Origin of the sequence: Streptomyces sp. PsTaAH-137, assembly GCF_003259365.1 — a bacterium.
In the GTDB taxonomy this organism is placed as follows: domain Bacteria; phylum Actinomycetota; class Actinomycetes; order Streptomycetales; family Streptomycetaceae; genus Streptomyces.
This window is the reverse complement of the sequence record NZ_QLLY01000017.1, coordinates 1-21,961: the sequence shown is the minus strand read 5'-3', so window position 1 is coordinate 21,961 and position 21,961 is coordinate 1. Positions and strand designations below refer to the sequence as shown.

Sequence of the window (21,961 nt, the reverse complement as noted above, 5' to 3'; positions counted from 1 at the left end):
CTGACAACGCCGGTTGGTTTCCCTGCTTGCTAACAAAACCGGACCTTCAACCATGCCCGATGTCGCACTCGACCATATAGCACGTGTATTCGATTTAGGCGCGACGTCGGCCACCTTCACCCGAACGTGTGGCGCAGCTATCGTCGGCGCCATGATTGATCACGTGCGCGACCTGGAGTCTGTACGCGAAGCGACCGACAGGCTGCTCGCCGTGGTCGGCACCCTGGACAACGCCGACGTGACCGAGCCGTCACGGCTTCCGGGCTGGAGTCGTGGCCATGTGCTGGCCCACCTCGCCCGGAACGCGGAGGCGCTGGTCAACGTTCTCGCCGGCCGCCCCATGTACGTGAGCGCCGAGGCACGCGACGCCGACATCGCGCGCGACGCGCCGCGCGGGCTGCGCGAACAGCTCGACGACGTGCGCGAGAGCGCGGAGCTGTTCGCGCGTGCCGGAGCAGAGGAAGGCGACTGGGGGCGGACGGTCGAGCTCCGCAACGGGGTCACCGACACAGCCTCCCGCATCCCCTTCCGTCGTCTCGTCGAGGTCGAGCTGCACCACGTGGACCTCGGGATCGGCTACGAGCTGGAGGACCTCCCGGAGGAGTTCACCTACCGCGAGATCGACTTCCTGGCCGAGCGTTTCGCCGGGCACAGCGAGGTGCCGTCCGTGGCCCTGGTCACGGAGACGGGGCGCATGTGGAGCCGGGGCGCCGGATTCGGCACCGGCAACTGGACAACGGGCGGCGGCGCTCCTGGTGCCCCCCTGTCCGTAACGGGCCGCCCCGCCGACCTCCTGGGCTGGCTCTGCGGCCGTCGCCCGGGCTCCGCCCTCGCCGTCGACCGGGGCACCCTGCCGACACTGCCCCCGCTATAGGCTGAACCCATGACGTACAGCGGAACGGTGAAGGTCGGCGGCCCGGCGGACGTGCACGAGCTGCAGAGCCTGATGATCTCCAAGGTCGCGGTCGGGCCGATGGACAACAACGCCTATCTGCTGCGCTGCCGCGCGACCGACCAGCAGCTCCTCATCGACGCGGCGAACGAGCCGAAGACGCTGCTGCGCCTCATCGGTGACGACGGCATCGCGGCCGTCGTCACCACGCACCAGCACGGGGACCACTGGCAGGCCCTCTCCGAGGTCGTCGCGGCGACCGGTGCGCGCACGTTCGCCGGGCGCGACGACGCCGAGGGCATCCCGGTGGCGACGGACGTGGCCGTGGCCGACGGGGACACGATCGAGTTCGGCCAGATCTCGCTCACGGCCCGCCACCTGGTGGGCCACACGCCCGGCTCCATCGCCCTGGTCTACGACGACCCGCACGGCCACCCGCACGTCTTCACCGGTGACTGCCTCTTCCCGGGCGGCGTGGGCAACACCTGGAAGGACCCGCAGGCCTTCACCAGCCTCATCGACGACGTGGAGACGAAGATCTTCGCGCGGCTCCCCGACGAGACCTGGGTCTACCCGGGGCACGGGAACGACACGACGCTGGGGGCCGAGCGGCCGCATCTGCAGGAGTGGCGCGCCCGGGGCTGGTGACCCAAGAGGCCCGTACGGGACGGGTGTTCACGAACCTGCAACACCGTTCCCACCATGCGGACAGTTGCCCGTCTGACCTCGACAGACGGGCCTGAGCGCTGCCAGTCTCCCGCCATGCCTCTCGACAATCGCACCGTGCGTCTTGCCCTCTGCTCGACCGTGGTCCTCGCCGCGACGGCGGCCTGCGCCCCCGAACCTGAGAACAAGGCCGGGGACAAGCCCGCGACCGCCTCCTCCTGCGCTCCCGGCAAGCTCGCCACGGTCGCCTCCGGGAAGCTCACCGTGGGCACCGACAAGCCCGCCTACGCCCCGTGGTTCCAGGACGACGACCCGGCCAACGGCAAGGGCTTCGAATCGGCCGTCGCCTACGCCGTGGCGAAACAGCTCGGCTACGAGAAGTCTCAAGTGGCCTGGCGGACCGTGCCGTTCAACAGCTCCTTCGCACCGGGTGCCAAGAAGTTCGACTTCGACATCAACCAGGTGTCGATCAGTGAGGCGCGCAAGAAGGCCGTGGCGTTCTCGTCCGGCTACTACGACGTGCGACAGGCAGTCGTCGCCCTCAAGTCCTCCAAAGCGGCCAAGGCGAAGACCGTGGCCGACCTCAAGGGCGTGAAACTCGGCGCCCAGGTCGGCACCACCAGCCTGGACTTCATCAACGACCTGGTGAAGCCGGACCAGAAGCCCGCCGTCTACCAGAAGAACGACTTCGCCAAGTCCGCGCTGAAGAACGGCCAGGTGGACGCGATCGTCGTCGACCTGCCGACCGCCTTCTACATCACGGGCGCCGAGGTCACCGACGCCGAGGTGGTGGGCCAGTTCGACAACACCGGTGGCACACCGGAGCAGTTCGGCCTCGTACTCGACAAGGAAAGCAAGCTCACCTCCTGCGTGACCGGCGCCGTGGACTCGCTCCGCAAGGACGGCACGCTCGCCTCGCTGGAGAAGAAGTGGCTGTCCGAGGCCGTCGATGCTCCGGTGCTGAAGTGACCGTCCCGAAACAGCCCGCCCCCGTGGAGGACACGTACGTCCCCTCCGAGCGGCGCAGGGCCCGCGAGCGCCACCGGCGCGCCCGTGCACGGCGCGCGACCGCCATCGCCGCGCTCAGCACCCTGGTCACCGGTGCCGTCCTGTTCCTCGTCGTCACCGGCTCCCCCGGCTGGGACCGCACGAAGGAAACCTTCTTCAGCGCGCACTACGCGCGCGTGGCGCTGCCCGACGTCCTGGAAGGCCTGTGGCTGAACGTACGCCTCCTGGTGGTGTGCGGGGCGTGCGTGCTCGTCCTCGGGATGCTGCTGGCCCTGGCGCGCACCCTGCGGGGACCTGTGTTCTTTCCGGTGCGGGCGCTGGCGACGGCGTACACGGACTTCTTCCGCGGACTGCCGCTCATCATCTGCCTGTTGCTGATCATCTTTGGTGTGCCCGCCCTGCGGCTCCAGGGAGTCACCACGGATCCCGTGGTCCTGGGAGGGGCCGCGCTCGTGCTGACGTACTCGGCGTACGTCGCCGAGGTCTTCCGCGCCGGCATCGAGTCGGTGCACTCCTCGCAGCGGGCCGCCGCGCGCTCCCTGGGGCTCAGCAACCGTCAGACGCTGCGCTACGTGGTGCTGCCCCAGGCGGTGCGCCGTGTCGTGCCTCCTTTGCTGAACGACCTGGTGTCGCTGCAGAAGGACACCGGGCTCGTCTCCATCGGCGGTGCGGTGGACGCCGTGTACGCGGCGCAGATCATCGCCGGCAAGGATTTCAACTACACGCCTTACGTGGTCGCGGGTCTGGTGTTCGTCGCGCTCACCATCCCCATGACCCGCTTCACCGACTGGGTGACGGCCCGTATGGACCGCCGCCGGGCCCAAGGAGGCCTCGTATGACCGAGCCCGTGCTGCGGATGCGGTCGGTGCGCAAGACGTTCGGCGGGAGCGTGGTGCTGCGCGACGTGGACCTCGACGTCGCCCCGCACACCGTGACGGCCCTGATCGGCGCCTCCGGCTCGGGAAAGTCGACACTGCTGCGCTGCGCCAACCTCCTGGAGGAGATCGACGACGGGGCGATCTGGCTGGACGGTGCGGAGATCACCGATCCGCGCACGGACGCGGACGCCGTGCGGCGCCGGATCGGGATCGTGTTCCAGGCGTACAACCTGTTCCCGCACCTGACCGTCCTGGATAACATCACGCTGGCACCGCGCCGGGTGCACGGTGTCGCGCGGAAGGCGGCCGAGGAGCAGGCCAGGGGTCTGCTGGAGCGCCTCGGGCTCGGCGCGAAGGCCGACGAGTACCCGGACCGGCTCAGCGGCGGCCAGCAGCAGCGTGCGGCGATCGTCCGGGCCCTCGCCGTCCGGCCTCGCCTGCTGCTGCTCGACGAGATCACCGCGGCCCTCGACCCGGAGCTGGTGGGAGAAGTCCTCGACGTCGTACGCGGCTTGAAGGGCGAGGGCATGACCATGGTGCTGGCCACGCACGAGATGAGCTTCGCGCGCGAGGTCGCCGACCAGGTGTGCTTCCTGGAGGGCGGTGTCGTGCTCGAACACGGTTCCCCCGAAGCCGTCTTCGGGGATCCGCGGCAGGAACGCACCCGCCGGTTCCTGCGGCGGATCGTGGAGGCGGGGCGCCTGTAGCCGTCTACGCGCGCGCCGTGGCGGGGGCTGCCAGCGCGGCCACTCGTTCCACTCCGAACACGTACCCCTGCACACCGCATCCGGCGATCACTCCGTCGGCGCGGTGCGACACGTAGGAGTGGTGCCGGAACTCCTCGCGCTGGTGGATGTTGGAGATGTGGACCTCGATCACCGGCATGCCGTCGCAGGTGTTGAGCGCGTCCAGGATCGCCACCGACGTGTGCGAGTAGGCGGCCGGGTTGATGACGATGCCCACGTGGTTCTCCCGGGCCTCGTGGATCCAGTCGACCAGCTCGCCCTCGTGGTTGGACTGCCGGAAGTCCACCGTGGCGCCATGGGACGCGGCCGCCTTCACGCAGAGCGCCTCGATGTCGGCGAGCGTGTCGAGGCCGTAGATCTCGGGCTGGCGCTTGCCGAGCAGGTTCAGGTTGGGACCGTTGAGAACCATGATCGGGGCGCTGGCGAGGGTGTGCGGCACTGGGACCTCCGTACGTCGGGCGGTTGCTCCCTGAGGGTCTATCACGGGCTCTCGGCACGGCCGACGTCGGCCGACACGGATCGCGTACGGGATCGTCGAGCGCACTCGTGCGCCTCCGGCCGCGCTCTCGTACGCCCCGTAACCAGCCTCGATCACGGGTAGTTGCCGCGTCATGCGCACTTCTCACGGTCCGTCACTGCCACGTCTCGCGGCGGCCGCCCTGGTCGGTACGGCCATCGAGTTCTTCGACTTCTTCGTCTACGGCACCGCGGCGGCACTCGTCCTCGGCCCGCTCTTCTTTCCGACGTTCTCGCCGCTCGCGGGAACTCTCGCGGCCTTCGCGACATTCGGAGTGGGCTTCGTGGCGAGACCGCTCGGGTCGGTCCTGTTCGGGCACATCGGGGACCGTCGTGGCCGGCGTCCTGTGATGGTGGGCTCGCTGCTGCTGACCGGGGCGACGACCGTTGCGGTCGGATTCGTGCCCACGTACGCGTCGATCGGGGTGGCCGCTCCCCTGCTGCTGCTCGTGCTGCGCTTTCTGCAAGGGCTCGGTCTGGGCGGCGAGTGGGGCGGAGCGGTCCTGCTCACGGCCGAGCACGCGCCCGCCGGGCGGCGCGGCCTGTGGGCGAGCCTTCCGCAGATCGGCCCATCGGCGGGCTTCCTGCTGGCCAACGGCATCATGCTCGCCCTGTCGGCGGCGCTCACCGACGCGCAGTTCGCGGACTGGGGCTGGCGTGTGCCCTTCTGGGCCGCAGGGGTCCTGGCCCTGGTCGGACTGTGGCTGCGCTCTTCTTTGGTGGAGAGTCCCGCCTTCCTCTCCATGGAGGAACCGGCGCGGCTGCCGCTCGCCGAGGTGGTCCGCGGGCACGGGCGGCTGGTGCTGCTCACCGCCGGCGCGCTCGCCGTCGGGTACGCGATCTTCTACTCGGTGACGACCTGGTCGCTCGCCTATGGAGTTGAACGGCTGGGCGTGAGCCGCAGTGTGATGCTGGCCTGCATCATGGCGGCCGTCGTCGTCAAGGGTGCGCTGACACCGGTGGCGGCCCTGCTCGGGGACCGGTTCGGGCGACGGCCGGTCTGTCTCGCGGGGTGCGCCGTGGCCGTGGTGTGGATGGTGCCGATGGTGGCGCTGCTGTCCACCGGGGAACCGTTGCTGATGTTCCTGGGATTCCTGGTGGCCCTGCTCGCGTTCATCGCGATGTTCGCCGTGATCGCCGCGTATCTGCCGGAACTGTACGAGCCGCGGGTCCGTTGTACGGGTGCCGCCGTCGGCTACAACCTGGGCGGCGTGCTGGGCGGGGCGCTGACGCCGATCGTGGCGACGGCGCTGGCCGGTGAGGGAGCGGGGGTTCCATGGGGTGTGGGGTTGTATCTGTCGGGTGTCGCGGCGCTGAGCCTGGGGTGTTTCGTCCTGCTGCCGGAGACGGCGCCCGCCGCGGTGGCGCAGGACGCTGTCACGGCGTGACGGCGAGTTCCACGTACGCGGCGAGGATCACCAGATGCACGCCGCCCTGGAGCGGAGTCGCCCGTCCGGGCACCACGGTCAGGGTGCTGACCACGAGGGTCAGCGCGAGCAGGACCATGTGGGTGGCACCCAGACCGAGCACCAGCGGTCCCGACAGCCAGAACGAGGCGATGGCGACGGCCGGCACGGTCAGCCCGATGCTGGCCATCGCCGAGCCGAGCGCGAGGTTGAGGCTGGTCTGCACGCGGTCGCGCCGGGCGGCGCGCAGCGCCGCGATGGTCTCCGGCAGCAGCACGAGGAGCGCGATGATCACGCCGACCACGGCCTGCGGCATGCCCGCCGCCTCCACGCCGTGCTCGATCGTCTTGGAGACGCCCTTGGCGAGCCCGACGACGCCGATGAGGGCGAGACCGAGGAGACCGAGACTGAACAGCGCGGTGCGGTTGGTCGGTGCTTCGGCGTGGTCGTCGGCGTCGATGACCACGCCCTGCCGGGAGATCGGCAGGAAGTAGTCGCGGTGGCGCACGGTCTGCGTCGCCACGAACAGCCCGTACAGGACGACCGCGGAGACGGCCGAGAAGACCAGCTGCGACGTGGAGAACTCGGGTCCGATCTTGCTCGTCGTGAACGTCGGCAGGACCAGGCAGAGCGTGGCCAGGGTGGCGACGGTGGCGAGGGCACCGCCGGTTCCCTCCGACTGGAAGATCGCCACTCGATGACGGAGGGAGGCCGCGAGGAGGCTGACACCGACGATGCCGTTGCAGGTGATCATGACGGCGGCGAAGACCGTGTCCCGGGCGAGGGTCGAGCTCTTGGGCCCGCCGTCGGCCATCAGGGTGACGATGAGCGCCACCTCGATGATGGTGACGGCGACGGCGAGCACGAGCGAGCCGAAGGGTTCACCGACGCGATGGGCGACGACCTCCGCGTGATGGACGGCCGCGAGCACGGAGCCCGCGAGGACCAGGGAGACGAGGGCGACCAGGACACCCGGCAGTTCGCGCCCCCAGGTGCACCCGAGCAGCACGATCGCCAGCACCGGGACGAGAACGGTCCACCGTGTGGCCAGTGCCCGAAGTCTGGTGATCATGCCTTTGATGCTGCCCGGGGCGGTGTGGGGGCGCGACCTGGATCAGCACCGCGCGGCGGTTCCGGTCCGGCTCACTTCAGTTCGCGCGCGTCCTTCAGATCGCAGTTGGTGAAGGCCGGCGGCCGGGTGCACAGGGCCGAGAGCTGTTCGTTGAGCTTGCCGACCTCGGGGCGTTCGTTGCTGCGCATGGCGTCGTCGTAGGACTCGAACTCGACGATCGCGAGGTAGCGTCCCGTCTTCTCCCGGTCCTGGAGCAGGACGCGGTGCGTGGGGCCGCCGGGTGTGCCCTGCATCTGCCGCTCGAACCGGTCGAGCAGTTCCCGTATCTCGTCCATCCGCTGCGACTCAAAGTCGATGATCTGGACGAACTTCTGGCTCATGGGGCCTCCCCCTCGTGCCGTCGTGCCCCGGGAGCGGGACACGCTCAGGGCACAAGCAAGCACCGGGAGGGGTCTGCGGCAATCGGCCGCGCACCCCTCCCGGTGCTGGTAATCCCTACGCCTGCTGGTGTCAGGCCTCGATGCTGTCCTTCTGAGCCTCTTCGGCCGCGTCGCGCTCGGCCTGCTTCTTCGAGGCGATGAGGCTGGTGATCGTCGTGATGATCAGGACGCCACAGATGACGGCGAGCGAGACCGGGATGGAGATCTCCGGTACGTGCACGCCGGACTCGTGCAGGGCGTGCAGGATCAGCTTCACGCCGATGAAGCCGAGGATCACCGACAGGCCGTAGCTGAGGTGGACCAGCTTCTTGAGCAGGCCACCGATGAGGAAGTACAGCTGGCGCAGACCCATCAGGGCGAAGGCGTTCGCCGTGAAGACGATGTACGGGTCCTGGGTCAGGCCGAAGATCGCCGGGATCGAGTCCATCGCGAACAGCACGTCGGTCATACCGATGGCGAGCATGACGACCAGGAGCGGCGTCATGACCTTCTTGCCGTGCTGCTGGATGAACAGCTTCGTGCCGTGGTATCGGTCCGCGACGCCGAACCTCTTCTCCACCGACTTCAGGAGACGGTTCTCCTCGAAGTCCTCTTCCTCCTCGTCCGCCAGGGCCTCCTTGATGAGCTTCCAGGCGGTGTAGATGAGGAAGGCACCGAAGAGGTAGAAGACCCACGAGAAGCTCGAGATGATCGCGGCGCCCGCCGCGATGAAGATCGCCCGCAGGACGAGGGCGATGAGCACACCGAAGAGCAGCACGCGCTGCTGCAGGTGGGTCGGCACCGAGAACTTCGCCATGATCAGGATGAAGACGAAGAGATTGTCGACACTGAGCGACTTCTCGGTGATGAAGCCGGCGAAGAACTCGCCACCGGCCTGGCCACTGCCCCAGACCGTCACGCCGATGCCGAAGAGCACCGCCAGAGCGATCCAGACCACGGTCCAGATGCCGGCTTCCTTGATCGACACGTCATGGGGCTTGCGCCCGATGAAGAAGTCGACCGCGATCAGGGCGCACAAACCAAGAATGGTCAGCACCCACAGGGTCATCGATACGTCCACTGCGCCTCCGGCGTCGTACGGCTACTGATCAGCGTCGTCGCTGCCGGAGGTCTCTTCCACCCGAGCCCCGGTCCGGGGCTTCGGGCCGACGCCCCGGGATCGACGGCCATGGGGCCGGGTCGTCCGTATTGACGGGCACGTCGCGTATGGGAGTACTCCCCTCCGCGTCAAGAAGAGTACTTGAAAGACCCATGAGAGGTAAAGGCATTAGTAAAGAGATCACCAAATGCGCAGGTCAGAGCCCCCTGTCGCGCCGGGCTTTCGCCACCTCCGCGAGGACTTGACGCAGCACCGCGCTGCCGTTCGGAACCGTCGGCGGCTCATACGTCCAGGTGTGCCCCACCCAGGGGTCGGCGAGGTGGTCGTCGGGCACCGGTGTCAGACGCAGCAGGGCGCGCCACAGGGGGTCGAGGAGCGGGCCGTACTCGGTGGCGTCCGCGCGGTCGGCGACCAGCATCAGATGGACGCCCACCTGCGGTCCTTCGTCCGCGAGATAGCGCAGCCGGGTGATGGCGCGGTCGTCGAAACCGTGCGGGAAGTCGTGCACCACGAGCAGTTGCTCGGCCGTGTCTAGGTCGGGCGGCAGGGAGTCGGCGACACCCGCGCGGATCGCCATCTGAACGAGGTCGACCCGCTCGGTGAGCCGGGTCAGCGTCTCGGCGATGCCGGCGGCTCCCCTGGCGGGCGGACCCGCGAGCACCCCGGCGTCGACCAGGGGGGCCAGGGCTCCCGCCGCCGTACCCGCCGGGTCGATGACGTGCACGCTGAACTCGCCCGCCGGGTGGACCGCGAGCAGCCGGGCGACATGGACGACGGCGGTGTGCGCGGCGCGGGCCCGCAGCGTGTCGGCGTCGGTGAGCGCGTCACCCGTGGAAGCGCCCGCGTCGATCCACAGCCCGCGCTCCAGGGGCAGCCGCACGAGCATCGGGATGCACAGGCCCGCTCCGTCGCTCTCCGGCAGTCTCAGCTCGCCCAGGCGCACGGCCATGGGGTTCTCCATGGGGCTGCGGTAGGCGTGCCAGCACGGGTTGTCCCAGCCGGCGTAGGGCGCGGGGAGCGCGGGCTCGACGACCTCGGACTCGGCGACGAGCTGGGCCAGGTCCCGGTCGAGGGCCTCGCGGGCGCGGTCGACGAGGGCGCCGTGCTTGGCCCGCGCGGCCTCGCGGGCGGCGTCGCCCTGGCTGCCGATGCGGCTGCGCGGGTCGGAGAGGCCCGAGAGGATGCGGTCGAGTTCCTGCTCCATCCGGGAGTCGGCGAAGTCGACGGCGCTGCGATAGGCGGCGGTGGTGCGGGCCAGGTCCTCGAACATCCCCCACACCTGGTTGTAGAGCCGCTCCTCCATGGTCCAGCCGCTGGCGTCACCCGCGACCGGCGCGGCCGGCCGGCCCGGCTCGGCAGGCTGTACGGAGGGTGGGGGCGGCGGGGCCTGACGGCGCGGGTGGCTGTAGTCGATGGGGCCGCTCGGGCCGCCGCCGGCCGGGGCCGCGGGAGTGGGCGGCAGGGCGCCGGAGGCGCGGCCCGCGGTGGCCGCCGCGCGGACCTGGCTCTCGTCCGCCGCGCGCGGCGGGGGTGCCACCGCGCGGGCCAGGCCCTGGGCGACGGCGTCGTGGATGGTGCCCGCCAGCGCCCGCGCGTCCGACAGCCCCTGGTCGGCGAGGAGCGCGGCGAGGCCATCGGCGTAGCCCTGACCGATGGCGCGCACCTTCCAGGCATCCTGTCGGCGGTACAGCTCCAGGGCGACGACGGCCGACTCGGAGTCGAGGTCGGTGACGGTGTAGCTGGCCTGCTCGGCGCCGTCGAGGCCGGTGACCGCGACGAACGGGGCCGCCACCGCTCCGAAGCAGGTCGGTCCGCCCGTGCCGACGGGCAGGGCGAGCAGCACGGTGACGCGGTGCACGTCCTGCGGCATCGCGTCGAGGTCGACGGCGAGGCGGTGGTCGGCCGCCGCCTGCCGCGGTACTTCGAGGCCCGGCAGTGCGGGCGCGCCGGGGTGGGCGACGCGCCCGATGCCGTGCACGGTGCCCCGGTCGTCGGCGAGCGTGGCTCCCGCGACGACCGGGTGGCCGGCCGACACCCGGATCTCGAGACGGGTCTGGGTGAGGGGGTGGTTCTGGCCCCTCACCAGTTCGGCCGCCATCGTCGGCCCGCTAGAGGCCGGGCAGGATGGAGGGCATCAGGTCCTGGAACGTGCGGCCGTTGGCCGGCGTGCCCAGGGCCGTCATCCGCCAGCCCGCTCCGTCCCGGTGGACCTTGGCCATGATCTGCGCCGTGTACTGGCCGCCGCCGTCGAGCGTGAAGCGGGCCAGCTCCTGGCCGTTCGTCTCGTCGACCAGGCGGCAGAACGCGTTCTGCACTTCCTGGAAGGTCTGGCCCGTGAACGAGTTGACCGTGAAGACGATCTGGTCGATGTGGACCGGGACGCGCGCCAGATCGACGAGGATCGACTCGTCGTCACCGCCCTGTCCCGCACCGCCCACCAGGTTGTCACCGGTGTGCCGCACCGAGCCGTCGTCGCTGACGAGGTGGCGGAAGAAGACCACGTCCACCGGCTGCTTGTCGGCGAAGAGGACCGCGGAGGCGTCGAGGTCGATCTCGCGGGTCCGGGTGCCGAACAGGCCCCGCCGCGGAGCCGCCTGCCAGCCGAGGCCCATCCGTACGGCGGTGAGGGTGCCTCCGCCCTGCTTCTCGAGGCTGATCCCCTGCCCCTTGTCCAAGCTGATGCCCACGCGCTGTCCCCTCTCGTACCGTCCCCTGTTGCCGCGGCGCATGCGCGGTTGGTCAAACCCTAGAGGGCGACACTGACAGCACCGCCACCGCGGGCGGAATATTGTGGCGGTCTTGCAACACAGCCACATCACTCCGCCCGTCGCGGCAGGTCAGGCCAGGCCCGCCTCCCTCATCTGGCGCAGCTCTTTCTTCATCTCCGAGACCTCGTCGCGCAGACGCGCCGCGATCTCGAACTGGAGATCGGCCGCCGCGGCGCGCATCCGCTCGGTCAGCTCCTCGATCTGCTCGGAGAGCTCGGCCGCGGGACGGTCGGTGGGCACGGCCGGCTCCGCCTTGCCGCGCTTCTTCTTGCCCGTGTCCGCCGTGCCGAGGGAGGGGACGGGGGCCTTGGCACCCTTTCCGTCCTTGCCGCCCTTGCGGTAACCCGTGCCGAGCAGCGCCTCCGTGTCGACGTCCTCGCGCGCGATGGACGCCACGATGTCGTTGATCTTCTTGCGCAGGGGCTGCGGGTCGATGCCGTTCGCCTCGTTGTACGCGATCTGCTTCTCGCGGCGGCGATTGGTCTCGTCGATGGCCTTCTCCATCGCCGGGGTGACCTTGTCGGCGTACATGTGGACCTGGCCCGACACGTTTCGCGCGGCGCGGCCGATGGTCTGGATCAGGGACGTCCCGGAGCGCAGGAAGCCCTCCTTGTCGGCGTCGAGGATCGCCACCAGGGACACCTCGGGCAGGTCGAGGCCCTCACGCAGCAGGTTGATGCCGACCAGGACGTCGTACTCGCCCGCCCGCAGCTCGCGCAGCAGCTCGACGCGGCGCAGGGTGTCCACGTCGCTGTGCAGGTAGCGCACCTGGATGCCCAGCTCCAGGAAGTAGTCCGTGAGGTCCTCGGCCATCTTCTTGGTGAGCGTGGTGACGAGGACGCGCTCGTCCTTCTCGGTGCGGGTGCGGATCTCGTGCACCAGGTCGTCGATCTGCCCCTCGGTGGGCTTGACGACGACCTCGGGGTCGATGAGGCCGGTGGGGCGGATGATCTGCTCGACGAAGCCGTCCGAGCGGGCGAGCTCGTAGTTTCCGGGCGTCGCCGACAGGTAGACGGTCTGGCCGATGCGCTCCTGGAACTCCTCCCACTTCAGCGGGCGGTTGTCGAGCGCCGACGGCAGGCGGAAGCCGTGGTCCACCAGCGTGCGCTTGCGGGAGGCGTCGCCCTCGTACATGGCTCCGATCTGCGGCACGGTGACGTGCGACTCGTCGATGACGAGCAGGAAGTCGTCCGGGAAGTAGTCGAGCAGCGTGTTCGGCGGGGAGCCGGGCTCGCGGCCGTCGAAGTGCATCGAGTAGTTCTCCACGCCGGAGCAGGAGCCGATCTGGCGGAGCATCTCGAGGTCGTACGTGGTCCGCATGCGAAGACGCTGGGCCTCCAGCATCTTGCCCTGCTTCTCCAGCTCGGTGAGGCGCTCGCCCAGCTCCTTCTCGATGTCGTTCGCCGCGCGCTCCAGGCGCTCGGGGCCCGCCACGTAGTGCGTCGCCGGGAAGATGTACAGCGAGTCGTCGTCGCTGATGACCTCTCCGGTGAGCGGGTGGAGGGTGGAGAGCGATTCGATCTCGTCGCCGAACATCTCGATGCGGACCGCGAGCTCCTCGTAGACGGGGAAGATCTCGATGGTGTCGCCGCGCACCCGGAAAGTGCCGCGTGTGAACGCCAGGTCGTTGCGCGTGTACTGGATGTCGACGAAGCGGCGCAGCAGGTCGTCGCGTTCGATCTCGTCGCCGACCTTCAGTTGGACCATGCGGTCCACGTACTCCTGCGGCGTGCCGAGGCCGTAGATGCAGGAGACGGAGGCGACCACGACGACGTCGCGGCGGGTCAGCAGCGAGTTCGTCGCCGAGTGGCGCAGGCGCTCCACCTCCTCGTTGATCGAGGAGTCCTTCTCGATGTACGTGTCCGACTGCGGGACGTACGCCTCGGGCTGGTAGTAGTCGTAGTACGAGACGAAGTACTCCACCGCGTTGTTCGGCAGCAGCTCGCGGAATTCGTTCGCCAGCTGGGCGGCCAGCGTCTTGTTCGGCGCCATCACCAGGGTGGGGCGCTGGAGCTTCTCGATCATCCACGCCGTGGTGGCGGACTTGCCGGTGCCGGTCGCGCCGAGCAGGACCACGTCCTTCTCGCCTGCTGTGACGCGCTTCTCCAGCTCGGCGATGGCCGCGGGCTGGTCACCGCTGGGCTGGTACGGACTGACGACCTCGAAAGGTGCCACCGTGCGTTCGATCTTGGATACGGGCCGCATGGAATCAACCGTACGACCCGCCACTGACAACCGGGCCGGATCAGCCTTCGGACGCGGGCGTCACCAGTCCTGCGGGGCGCGGCGCGGCTCCGGCCGGCCGAGGGAGCGACGGACGCGGCGGCCCTGGATCGGCCGGCTGCGGTGCGTGGCGTGGACGGCCGCGGCGTCGCTGCGGTTGTCGGCCGCCTCCTGTGCGTCGCGCCAGTCGGGGCGGCCCATGACCATCAGCGGATCGAACATGACGACCACGCCGGCCAGGAGGAGGAAGCAGAGCGGGCCGATCATCATGGGCGCGATGATGCCGGCGGCCGTGTCGCCTCCGGGGTTGCCGGTGACCGAGCCCTGCACATGGACGCTGACGCCTGTCATCGCCATGTAGTGCATGCCGGACACGGCGAGTCCCATGACGAGGCTCGCGCCGAGGCTCCAGAGAATGCCGCGGACCTGTACGGCGGCCCACAGGGCGAGGGTGGCGGCCACCATGGCGATCACCACGGAAGCCACCACGGTGACGATGTTGTACTGAATCGTCCCGTGAAGGCGCATTCCGGCCATTCCGAGGTAGTGCATGGTGGCGACGCCCAGGCCGGTGATGGTGCCCCCGGTGAACAGGGCGGGGCCGGTCGCTCCCCTGTAGCCGACAATGAAGACGCCGACGCCGACCATGACGATGGCGACGCCGAGGCTCGCGAACGTCGTGGCCATGTCGTAGTGGATCGGCACTCTCTCGACGGAGAAGCCCATCATCGCGATGAAGTGCATCGTCCAGATGCCTGAACCGATGGCGGCCGAGCCGAGCGCGAGCCAGCCGGCCCGCCAGGTGTTGGCCACCAGAAGCGATCTGGTCGTGCAGCGCAAGCCCAGTGCGCCTCCCAGGCAAGCCATGAGATACGCCACCACCGGTGTGACGAGTCCATAACTGAAGCCGTCGACCGTGCCCTGCATGTGTCGCAGCCCTTCCGCCCTGTTGTGCCGTGAGGTGCCTTGCTGGTGCCCCGGGGCGGCCACTTTAGTGACCGCGGTTGAGCCTGAGATTAAAGCTCACGCGGGAACGTCCGAACGATTTTCCGGCAAAGAATCCTGGCATCCGACACGGGGGTCGTCGCAGTTGGGTAACTCCGTTCAACCTCTGACCATCCTTCGCCTGTGTTCTGTTGGCTCCGGGCTGTCACGCTCGTGCCGTCCGTGATCCACGACGCACGAGGAGGAGACGTGTCCGCACGTACAGCAGTCGCCCTGGCCTGCATGACCGGTACGGCCGTCATCGGGGTTCTGGTCCTGCCCGCGGCGGCTCAGGCCGCACCCGAGTCCGCCCAGCACCACGATCCCGTCATCGTGGCCCACCGAGGTGCCTCCGCCTACGCCCCCGAAAATACGCTCGAAGCCGTCGACAAGGCCAACAAGCTCGGCTTCGACTGGGTCGAGAACGATGTCCAGCGCACCAAGGACGGCGCCCTGGTGGTCCTGCACGACACGACGCTGTCGCGCACCACCGACGTCGAGCAGATCTTCCCCGACCGCGCTCCGTGGAACGTACGGGACTTCACCGCCGCCGAGATCGCCAAGCTGGACGCGGGCAGCTGGAAGGGCGCCGAGTTCACGGGTGCGCGGATCCCGACGCTGCACGAGTACCTGCGGCGGGTGGAGCGCAACCACCAGAAGCTCCTCCTGGAGATCAAGTCGCCCGATCTGTACCCGGGCATCGAGGGCCAGATCCTGCGACAGCTGGGCCGGGACGGCTGGCTGAACCGCGGACACGTCAAGCAGCGGCTGGTCATCCAGAGCTTCGACGCCGCCAGCGTCCGGACCGTGCACGAGCGGCGGCCCGACATCACGACCGGTTTCCTGGGCACCCCCGCCGTGGCGGAGCTGCCCGCGTACGCGAAGTTCGCCGATCAGATCAACCCGTCGAACACGACCATCGGCACGGACTACGTCACCGCGGCGCACGCGTTCAAGGGGCCGCACGGCAAGCCCCTCCAGGTCTACACGTGGACCGTCAACGACGCGGCGGCCGCGCAGCGTGTGGCCGGGTACGGGGTCGACGGGATCATCACGAACAACCCCGACGTGGTGCGTGAGGCGCTGGACGACTGAGTCCCGCCCGGCGTTGTCAGTGGCCCGCCGTACCGTGGTCGCCATGGACGCCACCGGGCAGAACGAGCAGAACGACCGGGACGCCGCGGCCGCGCCGCAGCGGGTCGTGTGGGCCGTCGTGGGCAGTGACATCGGGCCGCTGCTGCTGGCCGCGACGAGGGACGGTCTGGTGAACGTGGTCTTCCACGCCACCGACGCGGTACGGGACAGGGCGCTCGACCGGATCGGCTCCCGCTTCGGGACCGAGCCGGTCGAGGCGCCCGACTCTCCGCTGCTCGCCGAGGCGATACGGCAGTTGGCGGAGTATTTCGCCGGACGGCGACGCGACTTCGACGTGCCGCTCGACTGGTCGCTGATCGCCGGGTTCAACCGGGAGGTGCTGCGCGAGCTGGCGTCCGGGGTGTCGTACGGCGCGGTGGTGGGGTACGGGGATCTGGCCCGGCGGGTCGGGCAGCCGGCCGCCGCTCAGGCCGTGGGGGCGGCGATGGGGGCGAATCCGCTGCCGGTCGTGGTGCCGTGCCACCGGGTCGTGGAGCGCGACGGGGGCATCGGTGGGTTCGGGGGCGGTCTGGAGACGAAGCGGAAACTGCTCGCCCTGGAAGGGGTGTTGCCCGAACCTCTGTTCTGAGAGGGTCTCTGGGCTGCGGCTGGGCGTTGGCGGGGTGGGGGTTGTTGTGGTGCGTGCGAGTGGTGGGTGGCTCTTTCGCCTGAAGGGCGCGTCCGCGAACGCGGGACGGGCTGCGGGCGCCGGGCCGGCGGTGGATGCCGGGCCGACCGTGGGTATCGAGTCGGACGTCGTGGCCTTGCAGCGGCGGACGCAGCGGGTGCTCGTCGCCTCGCAGATACTCGGCGGTCTGGGGACCGCTACAGGGATCGCGCTGGCCGCAGTGCTCGCTAAGCGGGTGAGCGGGGACGAGGCGCTGTCCGGGCTCGCGTCCACCGCGAGCGTCGCCGGAACCGCTGTGCTCTCCGTGCCGCTGGCCTCGTTGATGAACGCGCGGGGGCGGCGGGCCGGGCTCGTGCTTGCCTATCTGATCGGCGTGGCGGGCGCGGCGACGACCGTGGCCGCCGCCGTGGCCGGGAGCTTCCCGCTGCTGCTGGTCGGGCTCGCCGGGTTCGGCGCGGCGTCGTCCGCGAATCTGCAGGCCCGGTACGCGGCCGCCGATCTGGCCGCGCCGGACCGGCGGGCCCGCGCGATCTCGACGGTCGTGTGGGCCACCACCATCGGCGCCGTGCTCGGGCCGAACATCGCGGCGCCCGCGGGCCGCAGCGTCAGCGGTTTCGGGATACCGGAGGAAGCAGGGCCGTTCGTATGGGCGGCCGGGGTCTTCCTCGTGTCCGCGGCCCTGGTGCAGATCATGCTGCGGCCCGATCCCCTGCTGACCGCACGCGCGGCGGCCCCCGCCGAGGAGCGAAGACCCGAGGCCCGCTCCGTCCGGGCGGGGTTCTCGGCGGTCGCGGCCTCGCCGCGGGCCCGGCTCGCGCTGGTGACGGTCGCCGTGTCGCACACCGCGATGGTGTCGGTCATGTCGATGACACCGGTGGATCTCCAGCACCACGGCGCGGGAATCCAACTGATCGGACTCGTGATCAGTGGGCACATCACGGGGATGTACGCGTTCTCCCCGGTCATGGGGCGGCTGGCCGACCGGTTCGGACGGCTCAGCGTGATCGGGCTCGGTGTCGGCCTGCTCGCGTGCGCGGCCCTGCTCGCCGGGACCGCGGACGGCAGCCGTGCGCAGAGCGCGGCGGGGCTGTTCACGCTCGGGCTCGGCTGGTCGGCGGGGCTCGTCGCGGGGTCCGCGCTGCTCACCGACTCCGTGCCGCAGGCCGCGCGGGCCGCCGCACAGGGATTGTCCGATCTGACGACGAGCCTGGCGGCGGGTGTCGGCGGCGCGACCGCGGGCCTGGTCGTGGCGACGGCCAGCTACGCGTGGCTGAACCTGGCGGCGGCCTGCCTGCTGCTGCCGCTCGCCGCGCTCGCGCTGTTCACCCGCCGCATCACCCAACAGGGCTGACCTTCGGAACCTTCAGCGGAAACGTTCAGCCCAGCGTGATGTGGTACGCCTTGCGCAGCGTCTCGTGCACGGTCCACGTCGTGCGATCGCCCTCGCGCAGTACCGCCGCGCTGCCCGGGCCGACCTCCAGGGTGTCGCCGCCCTCCACCTCGACGGTGGCGCGGCCGCTGACGACGACGAACAGTTCGTTCGCCTCCGTGTCGGTGACCACGCCGGGCGTGATCTGCCAGATGCCCCTCAGCTGGGTGCCGTCGGCCGACTCCCACAGCACCTTGCCGGTGACCTCGGGGGTGCCGGAGACGATCTGTGCGGGGTCGAGCGGCTCCGGTTCGAGCTCCACATCCGGGACGCGCACGGCGAAAGAGGGAGCGGAGGCGGCCGTAGCGGCTGTGGTCTGGTCGTTCGCGGTCATGGCTGGTCACCCTAGTCGGCACGCGCCCCTCGCCTCACTGGACGCCTCGTAGCGTGCCGGGCCCGCCGACTGGACGGCTCGTCAAGGGGCACATGACTGACAGACGCGAAAAGCGACTTGGCGACACAGCCGATACGAGGGAGCTCATAGCGACATGGAGATCTCCGGGATTCTCAGCGCGATAGTGATCGGCATCATCATCGGCGTGCTCGGGCGGCTGGTCCTGCCCGGACGCCAACGGATCGGGATCCTGGCGACGATCGCCGTCGGCATCGTGGCGGCCCTGCTCGGGTCGGCGATCGCCGCGGGCTTCGACGTCGCCGACACCAAGGGAGTGGACTGGATCGAGTGGCTGATCCAGATCGGCCTGGCCGCGCTCGGGGTGGGCCTGCTCGACCGCGGCCGGGCGCGCCGCTGAGCAACGCCCCCGCGGCCGCGCCCGCCTGATCGCCGCCCCTTCGGCGGCGCCGGTTTCAACGGCATCGCGCCGCACGTCTCCTCAGCGCGCTGTTTCGGTAGCAGACTCCACCGTGCGCACAGCCGGAGCATCCGCCGACGACGAGCGACGAAGCCGAAGGGACGGCGATCAGGCATGAGCGGAAACAGGGCAGTCGCATATCTCAAACCGGGCGCGGTCGAGGTCAGGACCATCGACCACCCGACGCTCGAACTGAAGGACGGCCCGGGGGTGGCGCCCGCCAACGTCGGCCGGGTCTGCCGGCACGGCGTGATCCTGAAGGTGCTGGCCACCAACATCTGCGGCAGCGACCAGCACATGGTGCGCGGCCGCACCACGGCGCCCGAGGGCCTGGTTCTGGGCCACGAGATCACGGGCGAGATCGTCGAGAAGGGCCCCGACGTGGAGTTCCTGGGCGTCGGGGACATCGTCTCGGTGCCGTTCAACATCGCGTGCGGCCGCTGCCGCAACTGCAAGGAGCGCAAGACGGGCATCTGCCTGAACGTCAATCCCGCACGTCCCGGGGCGGCTTATGGCTATGTCGACATGGGCGGCTGGGTCGGCGGTCAGGCCGAGTACGTGATGGTCCCGTACGCGGACTTCAACGCGCTGCGCTTCCCCGACGCCGACCAGGCGCGCGAGAAGCTCCTCGATCTGACGATGCTGTCGGACATCTTCCCGACCGGATTCCACGGCGCGGTCACGGCGGGGACGAAGGTCGGCTCGACCGTGTACGTCGCCGGGGCCGGGCCCGTCGGTCTCGCGGCGGCCGCGTCGGCGTACCTGCTGGGTGCCGCCGTGGTGATCGTCGGCGATCTGAACCCCGAACGGCTGGCCCAGGCGCGGAGTTTCGGCTGCGAGACGGTCGACCTGACGCAGGGCACGGCCGAGAACCAGGTCGCGCAGATCCTGGGTGTACCGGAGGTCGACGCGGCCGTGGACGCGGTCGGATTCGAGGCCCGCGCGCACGGCCCGGACGCCCCCGAGGCGCCGGCGACGGTCCTGAACTCCCTGATGGGCCTCACGACGGCCGGCGGCGCGCTCGGCATCCCCGGTCTGTACGTGACCGACGACCCGGGCGGTGTCGACCAGGACGCGCGCACCGGAACGCTGAAGGTCCGGCTGGGTCTCGGCTGGGCGAAGAGCCATCGGCTGACGACCGGGCAGTGCCCCGTCATGAAGTACCACCGGGGGCTGATGATGGCGATTCTGCACGAGCGCGTGCACATCGCGAAGGCCGTCAACGCGACGGTGATCGGCCTTGAGGACGCGCCGCGCGGCTACGCGGAGTTCGACCAGGGGGCGAGCAGGAAGTACGTCCTCGATCCGCACGGCGCGCTGAGCGGCGCGCGGCCCGTCTAGGAGTACGGCACAGTCGGGGGAAGGGGGCTCCACGCGCGCGTGGAGCCCCCTTCCCGTGCCCCTCGTGGTTTCTCCGTGTACGCCTCGCCCACGGATCGCGTGTTTGAGAGTGACGCGCGTCCGCCAGGGATGTCAGGGACAGATCAGAGGGGCCGAGGAGGCACGCACATGCTGGTGGTGTCGGACGAGATACGTGACGCGGTCGGAGCGGGGCGCCCGGTGGTGGCGCTGGAATCGACGATCATTGCTCATGGGCTGCCGCGGCCCCGGAATCTGCGGGTGGCCCTCGAACTGGAGGACGTCGTACGGGACGCGGGGGCGGTGCCCGCGACCATCGCCGTCCTGGACGGGCGTCCTCATGTCGGCCTGGACAAGGCGCAGGTGGAACGGATCGCCAACGAGGACGGCATCCGCAAGCTGAGCCAGCGGGATCTTCCGCTCGCCATGGCGACGGGCGCCAGCGGCGCGACGACCGTCTCCGCGACGGCGCTGCTCGCGGCGCGTGCCGGGATACGGGTCTTCGCGACGGGCGGCCTCGGTGGGGTGCACCGGGGCTGGACGCAGACCCAGGACGAGTCGGCCGACCTGGGGCTGCTCGCCCGGACGCGGATCACCGTGGTCTGTGCGGGCGTCAAGTCGATCCTCGATGTGCCGGCCACGTTGCAGCGGCTGGAGACGCTGGGGGTGGCGGTGGCCGGATACGGCACCGAGCGCTTCCCCGGCTTCTACCTCGCCGACTCCGGGGAGCCGGTCGACTGGACGCTCCGCACTCCGGAGGAGGTGGCCCGGGTCATGCGGGCGCAGGACGACCTGGCGGCGCAGGAGTCCGCGCTGATCGTCGCCAACCCCGTACCGGAGGAGTCCCAGTTGGATCCGGCGCTCCACGCGCGCGTGCTGGAGAGCGGGCTGCGGGCCTGCGCCGAGGAGGGCGTCAGCGGGCAGGGGGTGACGCCCTTCCTGCTGGACTATCTGGTGCGGCACACCGACGGGGCGTCCCTGGAGGCGAACTTGGCGGCCGTGCGCGGGAACGTCCGGCTGGCCTCGCGGATCGCGGCGGCCCGGGCGCGGATGTGACGCGGGCCGGTGGGGCGCTGCTCGTCGTCGGCGACGTCGTCACGGATGTCGTCGCCCGGCATCGCGGACCGCTCGCCCGGGGGACGGACACGGCGGCCCGGATCCGTACGGTGCCGGGTGGCGCGGGCGCCAATGTGGCCTGCTGGGCGGCGTACGCGGGCTGTTCCGATGTGGCGTTGCTCGGGCGGGTCGGGGCGGACTCCGTGCGGTGGCACGAGGAGGCGCTCGTGCGGGCCGGGGTGCGGCCGCTGCTCGTGGTGGACGCCGAGGCGCCGACCGGGGCCGTCGTGAGCCTCGTGGACGAGGCCGACGGGGGCGAGCGAACGTTTCTGACGGACAGTGGGGCGTCTTTGCGGGTGGGGCCCGAGGACTGGTCGGCCGCGCTTCTGGACGGCGTGGGGTGGCTGCACCTGTCCGGGTATCTGTTCTTCTCCGGCACGGGGCGGGCGTTGGTGTCCGTCGCGATGCGCGACGCACGCGCGCGTGGAGTGCCGGTGAGTGTGGATCCGGCGTCGGCCGGGTTTCTGCGGGAGTTGGGGGCCGAGCGGTTTCTGGCGCTGGCCGAGGGGGTCGATGTGCTGGTGCCCAGTCGGGACGAGGCGGTGCTGCTCAGTGGTGTGGATGATGCCGGGGACGCCGGGGCGAAGTTGAGCGGGCGGTTCTCGGTGGTGGTCGTGAAGGCGGGGGCCGCGGGGGCGTTGGTGGCGCGGGGTGGGGTGGTGCGGCAGCGGGTGAGGGGTGCCGCGGGGGTGGTGGTGCGGGATTCGACGGGGGCCGGGGATGCGTTCACCGGGGGCCTGGTCGCTGCGCGGCTTCGGGGGGCGTCGTGGGGGGAGGCCGTCGGT

The 21,961-nt window shown here is 70.3% G+C and carries 22 protein-coding genes; 13 read left to right on the top strand and 9 right to left on the bottom strand.

Annotated features, from left to right (window positions below):
• Nucleotides 1-151: 151 nt before the first annotated feature.
• From K377_RS31060 to K377_RS31040, 5 genes are all read left to right on the top strand, one after another.
• Nucleotides 152-874 (top strand): maleylpyruvate isomerase family mycothiol-dependent enzyme, encoded by a 723-nt coding sequence (locus tag K377_RS31060; protein ID WP_111666908.1) that lies wholly within the window; start codon nucleotides 152-154, stop codon nucleotides 872-874.
• Nucleotides 875-883: 9 nt separating this feature from the next.
• On the top strand, nucleotides 884-1,540 hold the full coding sequence (locus K377_RS31055) for an MBL fold metallo-hydrolase (RefSeq protein WP_111666907.1): 657 nt from the start codon (nucleotides 884-886) through the stop codon (nucleotides 1,538-1,540).
• Nucleotides 1,541-1,654: 114 nt separating this feature from the next.
• Nucleotides 1,655-2,527: an ABC transporter substrate-binding protein gene (locus tag K377_RS31050; RefSeq protein WP_111666906.1), complete on the top strand. Its 873-nt coding sequence runs from the start codon at nucleotides 1,655-1,657 to the stop codon at nucleotides 2,525-2,527.
• A complete protein-coding gene (locus K377_RS31045) occupies nucleotides 2,524-3,405 on the top strand; it encodes an amino acid ABC transporter permease (protein ID WP_111666905.1) in 882 nt (293 codons plus the stop codon). Before K377_RS31050 ends, K377_RS31045 begins: the two co-directional genes overlap by 4 nt.
• Nucleotides 3,402-4,151 carry an amino acid ABC transporter ATP-binding protein gene (locus K377_RS31040; protein ID WP_111666904.1) on the top strand — a complete coding sequence of 250 codons (750 nt, stop codon included), beginning with the start codon at nucleotides 3,402-3,404 and terminating at the stop codon, nucleotides 4,149-4,151. Before K377_RS31045 ends, K377_RS31040 begins: the two co-directional genes overlap by 4 nt.
• A 4-nt stretch (nucleotides 4,152-4,155) precedes the next feature.
• Here the strand turns inward: K377_RS31040 and aroQ are convergent, their stop codons facing one another.
• On the bottom strand, nucleotides 4,156-4,629 hold the full coding sequence (aroQ, locus tag K377_RS31035) for a type II 3-dehydroquinate dehydratase (RefSeq protein ID WP_111666903.1): 474 nt from the start codon (nucleotides 4,627-4,629) through the stop codon (nucleotides 4,156-4,158).
• Between the two features lie 172 nt (nucleotides 4,630-4,801).
• Between aroQ and K377_RS31030 the strand changes: the two genes are divergently transcribed.
• Nucleotides 4,802-6,094, top strand: coding sequence for an MFS transporter (locus tag K377_RS31030; RefSeq protein WP_237551545.1), 1,293 nt, complete (start codon nucleotides 4,802-4,804; stop codon nucleotides 6,092-6,094).
• On the opposite strand, the gene K377_RS31025 is transcribed toward K377_RS31030, so the two are convergent.
• The 7 genes from K377_RS31025 to K377_RS30995 form a co-directional block, all read right to left on the bottom strand.
• Nucleotides 6,084-7,184 (bottom strand): calcium:proton antiporter, encoded by a 1,101-nt coding sequence (locus K377_RS31025; RefSeq protein ID WP_111666902.1) that lies wholly within the window; start codon nucleotides 7,182-7,184, stop codon nucleotides 6,084-6,086. The two genes, K377_RS31030 and K377_RS31025, sit on opposite strands and share 11 nt — an antisense overlap.
• Nucleotides 7,185-7,255: 71 nt before the next feature.
• On the bottom strand, nucleotides 7,256-7,564 hold the full coding sequence (locus tag K377_RS31020; RefSeq protein ID WP_111666901.1) for a hypothetical protein: 309 nt from the start codon (nucleotides 7,562-7,564) through the stop codon (nucleotides 7,256-7,258).
• Between the two features lie 130 nt (nucleotides 7,565-7,694).
• Nucleotides 7,695-8,684, bottom strand: coding sequence for a TerC family protein (locus K377_RS31015; protein WP_111666900.1), 990 nt, complete (start codon nucleotides 8,682-8,684; stop codon nucleotides 7,695-7,697).
• Between the two features lie 235 nt (nucleotides 8,685-8,919).
• Nucleotides 8,920-10,821, bottom strand: coding sequence for a TerD family protein (locus K377_RS31010; RefSeq protein ID WP_111666899.1), 1,902 nt, complete (start codon nucleotides 10,819-10,821; stop codon nucleotides 8,920-8,922).
• Between the two features lie 10 nt (nucleotides 10,822-10,831).
• Nucleotides 10,832-11,452 (bottom strand): TerD family protein, encoded by a 621-nt coding sequence (locus K377_RS31005; RefSeq protein WP_202455124.1) that lies wholly within the window; start codon nucleotides 11,450-11,452, stop codon nucleotides 10,832-10,834.
• Nucleotides 11,453-11,560: 108 nt separating this feature from the next.
• Nucleotides 11,561-13,696, bottom strand: coding sequence for an excinuclease ABC subunit UvrB (gene uvrB, locus K377_RS31000; RefSeq protein ID WP_111666897.1), 2,136 nt, complete (start codon nucleotides 13,694-13,696; stop codon nucleotides 11,561-11,563).
• A gap of 60 nt (nucleotides 13,697-13,756) precedes the next feature.
• Entirely contained in the window at nucleotides 13,757-14,641 is an 885-nt protein-coding gene (locus K377_RS30995) for an MHYT domain-containing protein (protein ID WP_111666896.1), read from the bottom strand.
• Nucleotides 14,642-14,908: 267 nt separating this feature from the next.
• Here K377_RS30995 and K377_RS30990 point away from each other — a divergent pair, with 267 nt between their 5' ends.
• The 3 genes from K377_RS30990 to K377_RS30980 all read left to right on the top strand — a co-directional run bounded on the left by K377_RS30990 (nucleotide 14,909) and on the right by K377_RS30980 (nucleotide 17,811).
• Complete coding sequence (locus tag K377_RS30990; RefSeq protein WP_375605975.1) at nucleotides 14,909-15,793, top strand: glycerophosphodiester phosphodiesterase; 885 nt, start codon at nucleotides 14,909-14,911, stop codon at nucleotides 15,791-15,793.
• A 43-nt stretch (nucleotides 15,794-15,836) separates the two neighbouring features.
• The gene (locus K377_RS30985) at nucleotides 15,837-16,421 is read left to right on the top strand and encodes a methylated-DNA--[protein]-cysteine S-methyltransferase (RefSeq protein WP_111667072.1); all 585 of its coding nucleotides are present in this window, start codon (nucleotides 15,837-15,839) and stop codon (nucleotides 16,419-16,421) included.
• 148 nt (nucleotides 16,422-16,569) lie between these two features.
• Nucleotides 16,570-17,811 carry an MFS transporter gene (locus K377_RS30980; RefSeq protein WP_309252253.1) on the top strand — a complete coding sequence of 414 codons (1,242 nt, stop codon included), beginning with the start codon at nucleotides 16,570-16,572 and terminating at the stop codon, nucleotides 17,809-17,811.
• 25 nt (nucleotides 17,812-17,836) lie between these two features.
• On the opposite strand, the gene K377_RS30975 is transcribed toward K377_RS30980, so the two are convergent.
• Nucleotides 17,837-18,223 (bottom strand): cupin domain-containing protein, encoded by a 387-nt coding sequence (locus K377_RS30975; protein ID WP_111666893.1) that lies wholly within the window; start codon nucleotides 18,221-18,223, stop codon nucleotides 17,837-17,839.
• Nucleotides 18,224-18,377: 154 nt separating this feature from the next.
• On the opposite strand from K377_RS30975, the gene K377_RS30970 reads away from it, so the two are divergent.
• From K377_RS30970 to K377_RS30955, 4 genes are all read left to right on the top strand, one after another.
• On the top strand, nucleotides 18,378-18,641 hold the full coding sequence (locus tag K377_RS30970; protein WP_111666892.1) for a GlsB/YeaQ/YmgE family stress response membrane protein: 264 nt from the start codon (nucleotides 18,378-18,380) through the stop codon (nucleotides 18,639-18,641).
• 174 nt (nucleotides 18,642-18,815) lie between these two features.
• Nucleotides 18,816-20,042, top strand: coding sequence for a formaldehyde dehydrogenase, glutathione-independent (gene fdhA / locus K377_RS30965; RefSeq protein WP_111666891.1), 1,227 nt, complete (start codon nucleotides 18,816-18,818; stop codon nucleotides 20,040-20,042).
• Between the two features lie 168 nt (nucleotides 20,043-20,210).
• Nucleotides 20,211-21,116, top strand: coding sequence for a pseudouridine-5'-phosphate glycosidase (locus K377_RS30960; protein ID WP_111666890.1), 906 nt, complete (start codon nucleotides 20,211-20,213; stop codon nucleotides 21,114-21,116).
• On the top strand, nucleotides 21,113-21,961 hold an 849-nt coding region (locus K377_RS30955; RefSeq protein ID WP_111666889.1), incomplete at its 3' end, for a carbohydrate kinase family protein. The genes K377_RS30960 and K377_RS30955, both read left to right, overlap by 4 nt.